Below are 15,200 nucleotides of genomic sequence, written 5' to 3'. Positions count from 1 at the left end.
CAAAGTTGCCAAATCCTTGCAACATAAAGAAAAAGGCGGCGACCTCGGGGGTCACCGCCTGTTTCTTTTTTACAACTGTCAAGAAGCGTTTTTAGGCACTCGGCCCTCGGGCCATTGACCTTCGCGCAATCAACCTTCGCGGTTGTCGCGACGCTCGGCAATACGGGCGCGCTTGCCGGTGCGGCCGCGCAGATAGTAGAGCTTCGCACGACGCACGACGCCACGGCGGACGACGGTGATCGAATCGAGGTTGGGCGAATAGAGCGGGAACACGCGCTCCACGCCTTCGCCGAACGAAATCTTGCGCACGGTGAAGTTGGAACCCATGCCCTTGTTCGAACGGGCGATGCACACGCCTTCATAGTTCTGAACGCGGCTACGCTCGCCTTCGATGACCTTCACGCCGACGCGCAGCGTGTCGCCGGGGCGGAATTCGGGGATATCCTTGGCGAGGGCGGCGATGTTTTCCGCCTCGATCTGCTGGATGATGTTCATGTCAACTCAGTCCTTGGTCGTTCGTTGCGCACCAGAGGGCGACTGGACCCGAACGCCGATGTGACGTTCCCAAAGGTCCGGCCGCCTTAGCCGTGTATCATCTTCCGCCTGTTGTTTCCGCCAGGCGGCGATCTTCGCATGATCCCCCGATCGCAACACTTGCGGGATCATGCGCCCTTCCCATTCTACCGGGCGGGTATAATGCGGATATTCGAGCAATCCCGTTTCAAAGGATTCCTCGACTCCGCTGGAAGCCGCGCCCATTACACCGGGAAGCAGGCGAACACAAGCGTCGAGCAGCAGCAAAGCGGCCATTTCCCCGCCCGACAGGATGATGTCGCCCATGCTGACCTGCTCGATCGGCCTGGCGTCGAACAGGCGCTCGTCAAAGCCCTCGAACCGGCCGCACAGGAGGGTCACGCCCGGTCCTTCCGCCAGGCTGCGCACGCGCGCCTGCGTGATCGGCTTGCCCCGTGGCGTCATCGCCAGCACGGGCAGGTCAGGCCGCTTCTCCAGCGCATGGTCGACCGCCTTGGCCAATATGTCCGCGCGCAGCACCATGCCCGCCCCCCCGCCCGCGGGCGTATCATCCACGGTGCGATGCCGGTCGGCGGCGAAATCGCGGATAGGGATGGGATCGCACGCCCATTTTCCCTCACTGAGCGCCCGCCCCGCCAGCGACAGGCCGAGCGGCCCCGGAAACATGTCGGGGTAGAGGGTCAATATCTGCGCTGCGAAGCTCATTTGCGGCGCGATCGCAACCAGGCTGCCGAAGCCCCGCCGCCCATGCACAGAAGGCCACAGATCAGCAGGGCGACTCCGATGCTCTGGAGCAGTCCGGCAAAGGGCCGTTCGGGATGCAGCAGGCCCGGGATCAGGACCAGCAACGGGATCGGACAGACCAGCGCAATTGCGCTGGCTGCCTTCACGCCGCGCGACCAGCCGATGCCGAACAGGCGCCAACCGGCGGCCAGCATTGCCAGAAGATAAAGAGCGGTGAGGATTTGCGCCATGGCCCGCGCTTAGGACAAGCGCGTCGCCTCGTCCAGTTCCCGCCGCAGCCTGCCGTTCAGGGCGCCTTGACCGCCAGTTTCAGTTCCTGGATTTGCGCGCCCCGCGTCGGAGCCAGCAGGATCGACCCCGCCACGCGCCCCTTCTCGCAGGCCCAGGTGAAGCTGCCCGACAGATTGCCGCTGGCCTTGATCGGCGCGTCGATGCGACACGCGCCGACCTCATCCTTGAGCGCCGCCAGTTTCTTGCGCCAACTGTCCATGTCGTTGTCCATGAGGAAGTTCATGGCCAGCCGGTCGCGCGACACGCCGACATCCCCTGCGGCATAGATTCGCCCCGCCGCGGCATAGCCATCCGCCAGCAAAGGCGACACTGCCAGCACCCGCTCGACCAGCGCCCCCGCCTTCTGCAAGACCATGGCCGCGTCCCAGGCCGGACCGGCCCCGCCAGTATAGGTGCGGTTGGTGAAGACGAAGATGCCCACGCCGTGATCCGGCATCAGCATCACATGGCTGCCATAGCCCGGATAGCCGCCGCCATGGGCCAACGTCAGACCCAGGTCGCAATCCTGCGCCACCCGCATCCCAAAGCCGTAAGCGGTGGCCTGACGGCAGGCGGACGGTCCGCTTACGCCGTTGCGCTGCGCGACGGTGACGAAGTTACTCCCCTCCGCCAGCATCCGCACCGCCGCACGCGGCACCGGCCCGGCATCGGGATCGTCCCGCGCCGGCCAGGCGGACAGCAGGAAGGCGAGCCACCGGGCATAATCATTGGCGCTGGTCTGCAACCCGCCCATCGCACCGAATGCCCCGTCGCGCATCGTCGGCTCCGCCTTCCAGCGCCCCTCCTCCCAACGATAGCCGATCGCACGCCGATCCAGCGGCCATTCGCCGACCTCATAGCCGCTGGACGTCATACCCAGCGGGGTCAGCAGCGTCTGCTCGACATAGCGGCGATAGGGCTGGCCGGAGACGGCGGCGACGATCCGGCCGAGCAGCGCGAAACCGAAATTGCTATATTCATAATGGCTGCCCGGCGCGCTGCTGAACGGCACACCCTGTTGCAGCATGTGCGTGAAGTCCGCCTCCGGCAGCGGTGTCTGCCGATCGCCCCAAGGATTGTCGTCGACCAGGCCCGCGCTATGGGTCAGCAGGTCGCGGATGCGGATGCGCGGGCTATCCTTGGTCGGATAGGTCCAGCCGCGCATCTCCGGCACATAGGTCTCGGCCAGATCGTCGAGCGAAAGCTTGCCCTCTTCGCGCAGCTTCAGGATCGACAGCGCGGTGAAGGCCTTGGTCATCGACGCGATGCGGAACAGGCTGTCGGGCGTCACCGGCCGCTTATGGACCAGATCCTGCACCCCCAGCCCCTTCACATGGACCAGCCGCCCATCTGCGACGATGCCGTAGACCAGGCCCGGCGCATGGCTGTCCACCTGGAAATCGGCAAACAGGCGATCGATCGCGGGGATCGCCTGCGCGATCTTCTGCGCGTCGGCGGCGTAGGCCGGATGCGCGGCAGCGATCATCAAAAGCAGGCAGGCGGCAAGGCGCATCGACATCCCTCCAGCGACGGAGGATCGAACATGCCATGCTGCACCATGGCCGCAAGGGCCATTTACCCCTTATTCGACGAAGGCTGCGTCGATGATAGCGCGGTCCGCCTCCAGCGTCACCGCGTGCATGGGCGCCATGAAGCGCTTGCCCTTCTTGTCCTCCGCCGGCGGCCGCTCCACCTCGATGATGTCGCCCGCGCCGAAATTCTCGATCGCAATGATCTCGCCCAGCGCCTCGCCGGCACTGGACAGGCAGGACAGGCCGATGATGTCGGCATGATAATATTCGCCCTCGCCCAGCGGCGGCAAGGCGGAACGGGGCACGGTCAACGCCGTGCCGCGCAAGGCTTCGGCCGCCCCCCGATCGCCGACCTCGGCGAAACGGGCGACCGCGCCATTGGGGCCGGGGCGCACCGACTTCAACGTCAATATGCGCCCCGCCGCATCGAAGCTCTTGTAGTTTTTGAGGCTTTCGGCCCCTTCACCAAAAAGCTTCAGACGGACATCGCCCGCCACTCCATGCGCACCAACGATCGCGGCGAGAGTGACGGGCTTGTCGGTCAAGAGACTCAGCCCTCGGCCTGTTCGGCAGCAGCTTCCTCGGCGGGAGCGGCTTCTTCGGCAGCCGGAGCCGGAGCAGCGGCGGCCTCGGCAGCGGCCGCCTTGGCGGCTTCGGCGGCTTCTGCGGCTTCGGCAGCCTTGGCGGCGCGGTCTTCAGCGCGATCCTTGGCCTTCTGGCCCGGCTCCGCCTTGTTCGGGTTGTTGCGCGCCTTGCGCTCCTTCACGCCAGCGGCGTCCAGGAAGCGGGCCACGCGGTCGGTCGGCTGGGCGCCGGCGGCAACCCAATGCTTCGCGCGCTCGACGTCCAGAACGACGCGCTTCTCGTCGCCCTTGGGCAGGACGGGGTTGTAGCTGCCGATACGCTCGATGAACTTGCCGTCACGCGGGGCGCGGCTGTCGGCCACGACGATGCGGTAATAGGGGCGCTTCTTGGAGCCGCCGCGCGACAGACGGATGGAGGTTGCCATGGAACTAGACCTTTCTACTCAAACCAATATGTTGAAATTGCTTATTTCTTCATGAAATTCTGAAAACCGGGTGGAAGCTTGGGCATATTGCCGCCCAATCCGCCCAGGCCCGACAGATCGGGCGGACCGCCCTGCCCGTCGCCGCCGCCCGGACCACCCAGGCCACCCAATCCGCCCATGCCACCGCCGCCGGTGAACATCTTGGCCAGCCCCTTGAGGCCGCCCATCTTGCGGATCTTCTTCATCGCGCCTTCCATTTCCTGATGCATTTTCAGGAGACGGTTGACGTCCTGCACGGTGCGGCCGGCACCCTTGGCGATGCGGATCTTGCGCTTGGCGTTGATCAAAGCGGGCTTCTCCCGCTCCTTGGGCGTCATGGAGCCGATCATGGCGTCCAGATGCACCAGCGTCTTGTCGTTCGCGCCGCTATTGGCCATCGCCGCCTGCGCCTTTTTGAGGCCCGGCAACATGCCCGCCAGCGCGCCCAGGCCGCCCATGCGGCGCATCTGATTGAGCTGGCTGCGCAGGTCGTTCATGTCGAACTGACCCTTGGCCATCTTCTTGGCAAGCTTGTCGGCTTCTTCCGCGTCGATCGTCTCGGCCGCGCGCTCGACCAGGCTGACGACGTCGCCCATGCCCAATATGCGCTGCGCGACGCGCTGCGGATGGAACAGCTCCAGCGCATCGAGCTTTTCGCCGGTGCCGGCGAACTTGATCGGACGGCCGGTAACGGCGCGCATCGACAGCGCCGCGCCACCGCGCGCATCGCCATCCATGCGGGTCAGCACCACGCCGGTCAGCGGCACCTGGCCCGAGAAGTTGGTCGCGACATTGACCGCGTCCTGGCCAGTCAGCGAATCGACCACCAGCAGGATTTCAGCGGGGTTGGAAGCGTCGGCGACCGCCTTCATCTCGTCCATCAACGCCTGGTCGACATGGAGGCGACCGGCGGTGTCGAGCATCACCACGTCGAAGCCTTGGAGCTTGGCCGACTGCAACGCGCGCTTGGCGATCTCGACCGGCTGCTGCCCCGCGACGATCGGCAGCGTGGCGACGTCGATCTGCGTGCCGAGCACGGCCAACTGTTCCTGCGCGGCCGGGCGCTGGACGTCGAGCGACGCCATCAGCACCTTCTTGCGTTCTTTTTCCTTCAGGCGCTTGGCGATCTTGGCGGTCGTGGTGGTCTTGCCCGATCCCTGCAGGCCGACCATCATGATCACGGCGGGCGGGGTCACGTCGATCAGCAGGTCGGACGCTTCGGAACCCAGCGTTTCGGTCAGCGTGTCCGAGACGATCTTGACGACCATCTGCCCCGGCGTGACCGATCGCAGCACGTCGCTGCCGACCGCCCGCTCCGTGGCCTGATCGACGAACTGGCGCACGACCGGCAACGCGACGTCGGCTTCCAGCAGCGCGATTCGCACTTCACGCATCGCGGCGCGGACATCGTCCTCCGTAAGCGCGCCGCGCCCACGCAGTTTGTCGAATACCCCACTCAGACGATCGCTTAGCGAATCGAACATCATCACCTCATTTGGACCGCAAAGGCCCGGAAAATCCTGCCTCCCTGCCAAACGACAAAATCGCCGGTGGGCGAAACCTCGCCAACCAGCGTCCATCCGATGCCCCATCTGGGCGTCCTGGATTTGTCAGGGACCGAACGGCAAGCCGCCCGATTGCTCGGCGCCCTTAGCGTACCATGGCGGGAGATGCAACCATCGCGACCATGTCCATCGAGTCGCATGGGATAGCGCAACCGGGATTGCGCCCGTGTCGCTCAAGGCGGAATCTTCATGCCGTGCGGACCATCCGTTCGGCAACAAGCGGCAAGCGCGCGCCGATCCGCTTGCGCGCAACCCGGCTTTGCGCCAGCAGATAGCGATAAAGCAGGAAGGGGAACCGCGATCATGAGTTGGACACGCCGCAAGCCGATGGAGGCGATGACCCCCAGGGACGCAGGCCATCAACTGGCCCGCACCCTGTCCTGGCCGCATCTGCTGGCACTGGGCGTCGGCGCGATCGTAGGCACCGGCATCCTTACCCTGATCGGCGTCGGCGCGGATCGCGCCGGTCCTGCGGTGCTGCTCTCCTTCGCCATAGCGGGCGCGATCTGCGCCTGCGCTGCGCTCGCCTATGCCGAACTCTCCACGATGATGCCCGCGGCGGGCAGCGCCTACAGCTATAGCTATGTCGCCCTGGGCGAAGGCATCGCCTGGGTCGTGGGATGGAGCCTGATCCTGGAATATAGCCTGGTCGTGTCCACCGTGGCGGTGGGCTGGTCGGGCTATGCCGCGCCTTTGCTCACTGCGATCGGCTTCCCGCAGGTTTTGACGCAGGGACCGGAGCTGGGCGGCCTTATCAACCTGCCCGCCATCTTCATCATCGCCGTGGTCGCCGGGCTGCTGATGCTCGGCACGCGCGAAAGCGCACGCCTGAATAGCGTGCTGGTCCTTATCAAGATCGCGACCCTGAGCCTGTTCGTCGCCGTCGCCCTGCCCGCCTTCGACGCGCAGAACCTGCACCCCTTCATGCCCTTCGGCTTCGCCAAACATATGGGGCCGGACGGCGTCGAACGCGGGGTGATGGCCGCCGCGGCGATCATCTTCTTCGCCTTCTATGGTTTCGACGCCATTTCCACCGCAGCGGAAGAAGCCAAGAACCCGGATCGCGACCTGGCCATCGGCATCGTCGGATCGCTCGTCATCTGCACCCTCATCTATGTGCTGGTGGCCGCCGCCGCGATCGGCGCGCTGCCCTTCACCCGTTTCGCCGACAGCCCCGAGCCGCTGGCGCTGATCCTGCGCGAAATGGGCCAGGGCGGCATCGCCCGCATCGTCGCCATCGCCGCGGTGATCGCGCTGCCCACTGTGCTGCTCGGCTTCCTCTACGGCCAGAGCCGCATCTTCCTGGTGATGGCGCGCGACGGCTTCCTGCCACAGAGCCTGGCGAAGATTTCGAAGCGCGGTACCCCCGCGCGCATCACTGCGGTCACTGCCGCGCTGGTCGCCGTCATCGCCGGCTTGCTGCCGATCGACGAGATCGCCGCGCTGGCCAATGCCGGCACGCTGATCGCCTTCACGGCCGTCGGCTGGTGCCTGCTCGTCCTGCGCCGCCGCAGCCCCGACCTGCGCCGCCCCTTCCGCACACCCGCCGCCTGGTTCGTGGGCCTGGGTGCGATCGGCGGCTGCGCCTATCTCTTCGTCAGCCTGCCGATGAAGACGATCGTCGCCTGTCTGGTATGGAATGCCATTGGGTTGGGGGTCTATTTTCTCTATGGGCAGCGACGGGCGGCTGTCGTCCGCTGATCAGGCCGCCAGCGGCTTAACCGCCAGTGCGTCCGCATGTTGGCGCGCCATGACCAGTTCATGGCGCGTCTGCATGCGCATCAGCGTCTCGGCATCGATGCCGAACAGTTTTTCAAAACGGATCGCCATCTCCGCTGTCAGATCCTGCCGCTGATTGAGCAGGCGACTGACTGTCTGCCGGGTGACCCCCAGATGATCAGCCAGATCGCCTAGCTTGAGGCCATGCGCCTCGACAATCTCCGTCCTCAGCCATTCGCCCGGATGAACCGCCAGCGATGCGTGCATCTTAAGCGCCATGATAGTCCTCCAAATCCATATCGATCAGCGCATCCTGTGCATCAATGCGAAAGGTCAATCGCCAATTGCGCGTTACCGTCATCGACCAAGTACCGGCCCGATCACCTGACAACGGATGGAGTCCGTAATTAGGGGGCTGGGACAGCACCTCCAACGATGTTGCAGCATCAATGAAGGCCAACATTTTTCCCAGCCTTGCCACATCCCCGACCAAACCCTTAACATTGCCGGTCTCGAAAAAGCGGCGCAAACCCTTGTGCGCGATGCTTCGCATCTCCATGCGTAACGCCATAAGTTACACCACGCCAAATGTCAACCGATGCGTTACATTGGTGCTGAGCGCTGGCCTTTTCGCTTCACCCCCACTACATGCGCGCCCATGGGACGCTTCTCCAAAATGCATGGCCTCGGCAACGACTTCGTCGTCATTGACGCGCGCGCACAAGCGATCGACATGACGGAGGCGCGCGCGCGCGCCATCGCCGACCGTCATGCCGGGATCGGCTGCGACCAGCTCATCCTCATCGGCAATGCCGCTGACGCCGACGTGTCGATGCAGATCTTCAACGCCGACGGCAGCGAAGTCGAAGCCTGCGGCAACGCGACCCGCTGCGTGCCCCTGTTTGTCGGCCGCGATGTGCTGATCCGCACCAAAGCGGGCCTGCTCGACGCCAAGAGCGTGGATGGCGGCGCCAGCGTCGATATGGGCGCGCCGCGCTTCGACTGGGATGCGATCCCGCTCGCCTATCCCATGGACACGCTGACCATGGGCGCCAGTTGGGAAGAGCTGCCCGCCCCCGCCGCGGTCAATGTCGGCAACCCGCATGTCATCTTCTTCGTGGACGATCTGGACGGTGTGAACTTCGACCGTCTCGGCCCGCTGATCGAGCATGATCCGCTGTTCCCGGCCCGCGTGAACGTCAATTTCGCGCAGGTCGTGGGCGACGATCATCTCCGTCTGGTGGTATGGGAACGCGGCGCGGGGCTGACGCGCGCCTGCGGCACGGGCGCCTGCGCCACCGCCGTCGCCGCCATCCGCCGCAAGCTGATGACGGGTCCGGTGACGGTTAGTCTGCCGGGCGGCGATCTGGTGATCGACTGGGCACCGGGCGGCACGATCCGCATGACCGGCCCCGCCACCCACGTCTTCGATGGCGAGGCTGACTGGGACCGCTTCTGATGCCCCCTGCCTCAACCAAAGCGCCGGACATCATCACCATGGGCTGCCGCCTCAACATCGCGGAGAGCGAGGCGATTCGCGACATGGCGGCCGGCCAGGACGATCTGATCGTGGTCAATAGCTGCGCCGTGACGGCCGAAGCGGTGCGCCAGACCCGCCAGGCGATCCGCCGCGCCCGGCGCGAACGACCCGACGCCCGCATCCTCGTCACCGGCTGCGCCGCCCAGACCGAGCCGGAGACCTTCGCCGCCATGGCCGAAGTCGATGGCGTGATCGGCAATCGGGAGAAGATGGAGGCGAGCAGCTTCGCCGCGATAACGGAGAAGGTCCGCGTTTCCGACATCATGGCCGTGCGCGACACCGCCCCGCATATGGCCAGCGCGTTCGCCGACCACGCCCGCGCCTTTCTGGAGGTCCAGAATGGCTGCGATCATCGCTGCACTTTCTGCATCATTCCCTATGGCCGGGGGAACAGCCGCTCCGTCCCCGCCGGCGCGGTGGTGGACAAGGCGAAGCAACTGGTCGATGCCGGCTATCGGGAAATCGTGCTGACCGGCGTGGACGTCACCAGCTACGGCCCGGACCTGCCCGGCAGCCCGTCGCTCGGCCTGCTGATCGAACGTATATTGAAGGGCGTGCCCGATCTGACCCGCCTGCGCCTCTCCTCCCTCGACAGCGTGGAAATCGACGAACGGCTGTTCGATCTCATCGCGCACGATCCGCGTATGATGCCGCATCTACATCTGTCGCTGCAGGCGGGCGACGACCTGATCCTCAAGCGCATGAAGCGCCGCCACAGCCGCGCCGACGCCATTGCCATCGTGGAACGGCTCAAGGCCGCCCGCCCCGGCATCAGCATCGGCGCAGACATCATCGCCGGCTTCCCGACCGAGGATGACGCGATGTTCGAGAACAGCCTCATGCTCATCGACGAATGCGACATCGTCCACGGCCATATCTTTCCCTTTTCGCCGCGCACCGGCACCCCTGCCGCACGTATGCCGCAGGTCGATCGCGCGACGATCAAGGCCCGCGCCGCCCGCCTGCGCGACGCCTGCGCCGCGCGACGCGAAACTTGGCTCCGCAGCCTGATCGGCACGACCCAGTCGGTGCTGGTCGAACGCAGCGGCCTGACCGGCCATGCTGAAAATTTTGCGCCGGTGCGCTTCGCGGCGGCGCAGCCCCCCTCCTCCATCGTTCCCGTTCCCATCACGGCGCTTGAGAATGGCGCGCTGATCGCGCAAGAGGCCGCATAATGACAGATACCGGCACCAGCTGGCGCGATCGCCTCTTCGGCGGACTGAAGCGCACATCCGACAGGCTTGGCGACAACCTCACCGGCCTTTTCTCCAAGGCCGCGCTCGACGACCAGACGCTCGACGAGATCGAAGAGGCGCTGATCGTCTCCGACCTTGGCCCGGCCATGGCCGGGCGCGTGCGTGAACGACTGGCCGAGGGGCGCTACAACAAGGAATTGACCGAGGAATATCTGCGCCAGATCATCGCGGAGGAGATCGAGAAGGTGCTGGCCCCCGTGGCCCGCCCGCTGGAGATCGAGGCCTTTCCGCGGCCGCAGGTGATCCTGGTCATCGGCGTCAACGGTTCGGGCAAGACCACCACTATCGCCAAGCTGGCCAATAATTTCCTGGAGCAGGATTATGGCGTGATGCTGGCCGCCGGCGACACGTTCCGTGCGGCGGCGATCGGCCAACTCAAGGTCTGGGCTGAGCGGCTGGGCATCCCCATCGTGGCGGGCAAGGAAGGCGGCGACGCGGCGGGCATCGTGTTCGACGCGGTCAAGCAGGCGACGGAAACCGGCATCGACGTGCTGATCGTGGACACCGCCGGGCGCCTCCAGAACAAGACCGAGCTGATGGATGAGCTGGCCAAGGTGCGTCGCGTGCTGGGTCGATTGAACCCCGCCGCCCCGCACGACGTTGTGCTGGTTCTGGATGCCACGACAGGACAGAATGCGTTGAACCAGATCGAAGTCTTCAAGGAAACGGCGCAGGTGACGGGGCTGGTCATGACCAAGCTGGACGGCACCGCGCGCGGCGGCGTGCTGGTCGCAGCGGCGGAGAAATTCCGCCTGCCCATCCATGCGATCGGCGTGGGCGAGAAAATCGAGGATCTGCGTCCGTTCGATCCCGGCGACATGGCGCGCGCCATTGCGGGGACGGCCTATGCACGGTGAGCATTGTCGTTCGTCATGCCGGCAAAGGCTGGCGTCTTTCTTCCTTTTGCGGCGCATGAAGAAAAGTGGGATCCCGGCGTTCGCTGGGATGACGGAGCAAAACTGATGGTCGATACCAAGCCCGCTGCAAAGCCCGCCCATGGCGGCACGCTCAGCCTGGCGCTCGATTTCGGGCCGCTGCTGGTCTTCTTCCTGACCTACAAGGGTGCCGGGTGGTTCTGGGGCGCGGGCAATCCGATCACCGCCATGACCTTCGGCACGGCCGCCTTCATGGCGGCGATCGTGATCGCGGTCGTCATCTCCAGGGTGAAGCTGGGCCGGGTATCGCCGATGCTCTGGCTGTCGGCGCTGCTGATCCTGTTTTTCGGCGGCCTCACCATCTACTTTCACGACCAGAGCTTCATCCAATTGAAGCCCACGATCATCTACAGCTTCTTCGCGATGATGCTCTTCGCCGGATTGTTGCGTGGCAAACCGCTGCTCAAATATCTGCTCCAGGCCGCCTATGACGGCCTCAGCGAAACCGGTTGGATGAAGCTATCGCGCAATTGGGCCTTGTTCTTCGTCGCCATGGCGATCGCGAACGAGGTGATGCGCCGGTCGATGAGTTTCGACAGCTGGCTCGCAGTCAAGGTGTGGGGAGTCACCATCATCTCGGTCGCATTTGCCGCCGCCAATATCCCGATGCTGATGCGCCACGGCCTGACGCTCGGCGATGGCCTCGACAGCGACGAGGTGGGTGAAACCACCCCGCCGCAAGGCTGAGTTAAGCCGCCCGCGCCTGTGCCACCTCGTCGACGATGATGTCGCGCAGATGGCCGTCCCGGTCGGGCCACAGGATCGACGCGCCGGCCTGCATCCCGATCAGCGCCGCACCGATCGGCGTCAGGATTGAAATGCGGCCCAGCGCTACATCGGCATGACCGGGATAGACCAATTGGACCCGCCGCGACGCACCGTCACGGCCATCGCGATAGGCCACATCCGATCCCATGGCGACGACGGTACAGGGCAAGTCGGCCGACGCGCAAAGCTGCGCACGCCCGACCTCCTGCTGCAGCAACTGGCACACATCGGGGAAGCGGTCGCGCGCCGCCCAGGCCAGGTCGGAGATCATGTCCGCTTCGGATTCGACAAGGTGGATGGGCGGCACGGCCGCCCCGTTCTGATGCAGGATCATGGAAAGGCTTCCTGATAGAGGATCGGCCCGACTGCGGGCCTCTGGCGTCAAGAAGGTGCCCCGGACCCTGCCGGCCGATCGCCTGTCAGGTCCGGGGCGGATCGCCCGCGAGAAGTTGGCCCCCGTGATGACGGAAGCGCGAAAAGGCGGCGCCATTTTGCATGATCCGATCCTGTTGGACCAGGACCGCTCTGTCAAGCGAACCCGACACGCGCCCTACTTCGGCCAACTTCCACCACCAATTTCTGCGATCGTTTCGCAATAGGCACATATCTGTTTTCTTGGGCGTTGGGGCAGCATATGGGAAACGGCGGAGGCGTCCACGCCCCGCATGGACCATATGACCAATCGGCCGCTCCACCCTGCGTGCGGCCGCCCCATAACGAACCCGAGGAGTTCCGCCATGGCCTTTGTTCTGCCCGACCTGCCCTATGCCAAGGATGCTTTTGGCGACATCCTGTCCGTCGAAACCTTCGACTTCCACCATGGCAAGCATCACAACGCCTATGTCGTGAAGGCCAATGAACTGGTCGCCGCGGACGAAAGCCTGCAGGGCAAGTCGCTGGTCGAGCTGATCAAGTCGGCCAAGGGCGGCCTGTTCAACCAGGTCGGCCAGATCTGGAACCACACTTTCTACTGGCAGTCGCTGTCGCCCACGAAGACCGAACCGACCGGCGAATTGCTGACCAAGATCAACGAAGCCTTCGGATCAGTCGATGCGCTGATCGAAAAGCTGAAAGCCGAAGCGGTGGGCCATTTCGCCAGCGGCTGGGCCGCGCTGGTCCTGAAGGACGGCAAGCTCGAAGTGACCAGCTATCACGATGCCGACACCCCCGTCGCGCACGAAGGCCATGCGCCGCTGCTGATCGTCGATGTCTGGGAACATGCTTATTATATCGACTATCGCAACCTGCGCCCCAGCTATGCCGACCGCATCCTCAAGGAAGCGATCAACTGGGACTTTGCGGCGCTGAACCTCGACGGTGAAGGCGCCAGCCGCGCCGACCAGCCGGCCTGATATCGAAAAGGGGACCGGGCGCATACAACCGGTCCCCGTTTCCACGACGCGTGAACGCACTCGGCGGGATCAGGCCGCTTCCAGTTGCGTCACAAATTGTTCGGCCGCTCGCTGCAACGTCTTCGCCGTGCTCGACAGACTGGACGCCGCACTGGACACGCGCGCCGACAGGCTTTCGGTGTCGCGCGCGACATCGGCGACATCTTCCATCTGTCGCGTCATGATGGCCGCGTCCTGCGCCGTATCACGCGCGGATTCACCTATCGCGCTGGTCGCATCGCGCTGATCGACGACTGCCCGCTGGATCGCATCCGCCGCCTCCGCCAGTTGCTCGACGGCGCCTGCGACTTCAGATAGCGCCTCACGTGCCACCCCGGCCCCTTGACGGGCGGACCAAGCCAAAGCGTGAATTTCCCCGGTCGCATTTGCGGCCTGGCCAGCCAATTGCTTTACTTCTCCGGCCACCACCGCGAAACCCCGGCCGACATCGCCGGCGCGCGCCGCTTCGATCGTGGCATTCAGCGCCAGAAGGTTGGTGCGCGCGGCGATATCCGTTATGGAATCGGCGAAGCTGGTGATGGAGGTGGTACGTCCCTCCAGTTCGTGCACGGCCTGATGCCCCGTAGCAGACACGCGCTGCGCTTCGCCGCCGAGCATGGCCTGCTGGTGCGACGCCGATGCGATCGCCGTAATCGATTCCGACAATTGATCGATACGCCGCGCCAACATCGTCGCATTGGCGGAGGATTGTTCGGCAATCGCCACCGTTTCCTCGGTGCCGGCGCTTGCACGTTGGGCCAGATGGTTGAGTTGACGCGCCGAATCGTCGAGTTCCTGCGCGGCTGCTCCAACCGCGCCGACGATTTCCGCCACGGACCGCCGAAAATCCCCGACCAGCGCAAGCGTCATCGCTCGCCGCTCCATCGCCATGCGCGCCTTTTCCGCTTCCTGTTGCCCACGCAATTGCGCAGCCTTGGCGTCCATTTCGCGGCTCGTCGCCATGGCAGCTTCTGCCGCACTCCGGCCCTGGTCAGCCTCTTCGGCGAGTTGGCTGGCCTGCACCACATGCCCGTCTAACGCGAGCAGCATGACGCGCAGCCGAACCGTAAGATAGCATAGCACCGCTGCCTGCAACACGACCGCTATGCCGTGGATAGCCACCCGGCCGATATTGGAGTTGTCAGGAAAAACCCAGGCCGGCAGAAGCAGGCTGAGCACCAGGTGATGGGCGGCCGTCAGCGACGCAGCAAGCAGGATGGGGCGCCAATCATACAGCAGCGCCAGCCCCGCCAATGCGACAAAAAAGAACATATGACCGTCCATCTGCCAGCTATGGCCTGACAGCAGATACAGCCCGATCGCCGGCTGAACCGCGGCCAATGTCCCCATGGCCAGGCGCGCTTCGAGGTCACGTCGCGCGCGCATGACCCGGATGGTGGGAAGCGCGTTGACAAGAGCCGACAGGAACAGGGCGCGACCGCTATGCTCCACCCCCAGCAGCAGACCCATGAGGCCGATCGCCACGGTCCAGAGCCAGTTGGCGAAAAGGAGGATGCGCAGCCCCTGCAGCCGCAGCCGATCCAGGCTCGTCATGGCGCTCATCAGGCCGACGCTCCGCATCCGCCCATTTGCGCCGAAAGGGCGACGATTCCGTGATGCAGAAGCGCCGGGGCAAGATCGTCGCGCTCCCCCTCGACCAGAAGGGAACCTGCCCACGGGCCTTTCGCCACCAGTCGCGCGCCATGGGCGACAGCGACTGGCGCCAGCGCGGCAACCGCCTCCTGGGTCAGCGGCACCAGCAGCATCCTGCCGCTGGCCGGCGGAACGGCGTATAATCCCAGCAGGCCGAACAGAATGACGATGCACTGGCCTGCCATGGGCAGCACGGACCTAAAGGACGCAGATAACTTCATTCCACCCGATTAGGTGGAATTGGT

Annotated in this window: 18 protein-coding genes; 6 read left to right on the top strand and 12 right to left on the bottom strand. The window is 64.9% G+C overall.

What is annotated here, in order from left to right; all coding sequences use genetic code 11:
* Positions 1-129: 129 nt before the first annotated feature.
* The 7 genes from rplS to ffh all read right to left on the bottom strand — a co-directional run bounded on the left by rplS (position 130) and on the right by ffh (position 5,615).
* Positions 130-495 carry a 50S ribosomal protein L19 gene (gene rplS, locus SBA_RS07405; RefSeq protein ID WP_150411837.1) on the bottom strand — a complete coding sequence of 122 codons (366 nt, stop codon included), beginning with the start codon at positions 493-495 and terminating at the stop codon, positions 130-132.
* A 6-nt stretch (positions 496-501) separates the two neighbouring features.
* Positions 502-1,239 (bottom strand): tRNA (guanosine(37)-N1)-methyltransferase TrmD, encoded by a 738-nt coding sequence (gene trmD, locus SBA_RS07400; protein ID WP_261936396.1) that lies wholly within the window; start codon positions 1,237-1,239, stop codon positions 502-504.
* Positions 1,236-1,508 (bottom strand): hypothetical protein, encoded by a 273-nt coding sequence (locus SBA_RS07395; RefSeq protein ID WP_224547262.1) that lies wholly within the window; start codon positions 1,506-1,508, stop codon positions 1,236-1,238. The genes trmD and SBA_RS07395 overlap by 4 nt, the downstream gene beginning before the upstream one ends.
* A 56-nt stretch (positions 1,509-1,564) precedes the next feature.
* Positions 1,565-3,067 (bottom strand): serine hydrolase domain-containing protein, encoded by a 1,503-nt coding sequence (locus SBA_RS07390; protein ID WP_261936395.1) that lies wholly within the window; start codon positions 3,065-3,067, stop codon positions 1,565-1,567.
* Between the two features lie 63 nt (positions 3,068-3,130).
* Positions 3,131-3,625, bottom strand: coding sequence for a ribosome maturation factor RimM (gene rimM / locus SBA_RS07385; protein WP_261936394.1), 495 nt, complete (start codon positions 3,623-3,625; stop codon positions 3,131-3,133).
* 5 nt (positions 3,626-3,630) lie between these two features.
* On the bottom strand, positions 3,631-4,089 hold the full coding sequence (rpsP, locus tag SBA_RS07380) for a 30S ribosomal protein S16 (protein ID WP_261936393.1): 459 nt from the start codon (positions 4,087-4,089) through the stop codon (positions 3,631-3,633).
* A 41-nt stretch (positions 4,090-4,130) separates the two neighbouring features.
* Positions 4,131-5,615, bottom strand: a complete 1,485-nt coding sequence (gene ffh, locus SBA_RS07375; RefSeq protein ID WP_224547267.1) for a signal recognition particle protein — start codon at positions 5,613-5,615, stop codon at positions 4,131-4,133.
* 381 nt (positions 5,616-5,996) lie between these two features.
* On the opposite strand from ffh, the gene SBA_RS07370 reads away from it, so the two are divergent.
* The gene (locus SBA_RS07370; protein WP_261936392.1) at positions 5,997-7,394 is read left to right on the top strand and encodes an amino acid permease; all 1,398 of its coding nucleotides are present in this window, start codon (positions 5,997-5,999) and stop codon (positions 7,392-7,394) included.
* Here the strand turns inward: SBA_RS07370 and SBA_RS07365 are convergent, their stop codons facing one another.
* A complete protein-coding gene (locus SBA_RS07365; protein WP_261936391.1) occupies positions 7,395-7,691 on the bottom strand; it encodes a HigA family addiction module antitoxin in 297 nt (98 codons plus the stop codon).
* Positions 7,681-7,971 (bottom strand): type II toxin-antitoxin system RelE/ParE family toxin, encoded by a 291-nt coding sequence (locus SBA_RS07360; RefSeq protein WP_261936390.1) that lies wholly within the window; start codon positions 7,969-7,971, stop codon positions 7,681-7,683. Before SBA_RS07360 ends, SBA_RS07365 begins: the two co-directional genes overlap by 11 nt.
* 99 nt (positions 7,972-8,070) lie before the next feature.
* Here SBA_RS07360 and dapF point away from each other — a divergent pair, with 99 nt between their 5' ends.
* The 4 genes from dapF to ispZ all read left to right on the top strand — a co-directional run bounded on the left by dapF (position 8,071) and on the right by ispZ (position 11,830).
* Positions 8,071-8,871 (top strand): diaminopimelate epimerase, encoded by an 801-nt coding sequence (dapF, locus tag SBA_RS07355; RefSeq protein WP_261936389.1) that lies wholly within the window; start codon positions 8,071-8,073, stop codon positions 8,869-8,871.
* On the top strand, positions 8,871-10,127 hold the full coding sequence (mtaB, locus tag SBA_RS07350) for a tRNA (N(6)-L-threonylcarbamoyladenosine(37)-C(2))-methylthiotransferase MtaB (RefSeq protein ID WP_261936388.1): 1,257 nt from the start codon (positions 8,871-8,873) through the stop codon (positions 10,125-10,127). The genes dapF and mtaB overlap by 1 nt, the downstream gene beginning before the upstream one ends.
* Positions 10,127-11,065 (top strand): signal recognition particle-docking protein FtsY, encoded by a 939-nt coding sequence (ftsY, locus tag SBA_RS07345; RefSeq protein ID WP_261936387.1) that lies wholly within the window; start codon positions 10,127-10,129, stop codon positions 11,063-11,065. Before mtaB ends, ftsY begins: the two co-directional genes overlap by 1 nt.
* Positions 11,066-11,170: 105 nt before the next feature.
* Positions 11,171-11,830: a septation protein IspZ gene (gene ispZ / locus SBA_RS07340; protein ID WP_261936386.1), complete on the top strand. Its 660-nt coding sequence runs from the start codon at positions 11,171-11,173 to the stop codon at positions 11,828-11,830.
* 1 nt (position 11,831) lies between these two features.
* Here the strand turns inward: ispZ and rnk are convergent, their stop codons facing one another.
* Positions 11,832-12,245, bottom strand: coding sequence for a nucleoside diphosphate kinase regulator (rnk, locus tag SBA_RS07335; protein WP_261936385.1), 414 nt, complete (start codon positions 12,243-12,245; stop codon positions 11,832-11,834).
* A 403-nt stretch (positions 12,246-12,648) separates the two neighbouring features.
* Here rnk and SBA_RS07330 point away from each other — a divergent pair, with 403 nt between their 5' ends.
* Positions 12,649-13,263 (top strand): superoxide dismutase, encoded by a 615-nt coding sequence (locus tag SBA_RS07330; RefSeq protein ID WP_224547280.1) that lies wholly within the window; start codon positions 12,649-12,651, stop codon positions 13,261-13,263.
* 69 nt (positions 13,264-13,332) lie between these two features.
* Here SBA_RS07330 and SBA_RS07325 read toward each other — a convergent pair whose 3' ends face one another.
* Both SBA_RS07325 and SBA_RS07320 read right to left on the bottom strand, forming a co-directional pair.
* Entirely contained in the window at positions 13,333-14,865 is a 1,533-nt protein-coding gene (locus SBA_RS07325) for a methyl-accepting chemotaxis protein (protein ID WP_261936384.1), read from the bottom strand.
* Positions 14,865-15,140, bottom strand: coding sequence for a hypothetical protein (locus tag SBA_RS07320; RefSeq protein WP_261936383.1), 276 nt, complete (start codon positions 15,138-15,140; stop codon positions 14,865-14,867). Before SBA_RS07320 ends, SBA_RS07325 begins: the two co-directional genes overlap by 1 nt.
* Positions 15,141-15,200 lie beyond the last annotated feature (60 nt).

Source organism: Sphingomonas bisphenolicum, assembly GCF_024349785.1.
GTDB lineage: Bacteria > Pseudomonadota > Alphaproteobacteria > Sphingomonadales > Sphingomonadaceae > Sphingobium > Sphingobium bisphenolicum.
The sequence above is the reverse complement of the archived record's forward strand: the minus strand, read 5'-3'. Positions and strand labels throughout refer to the sequence as shown.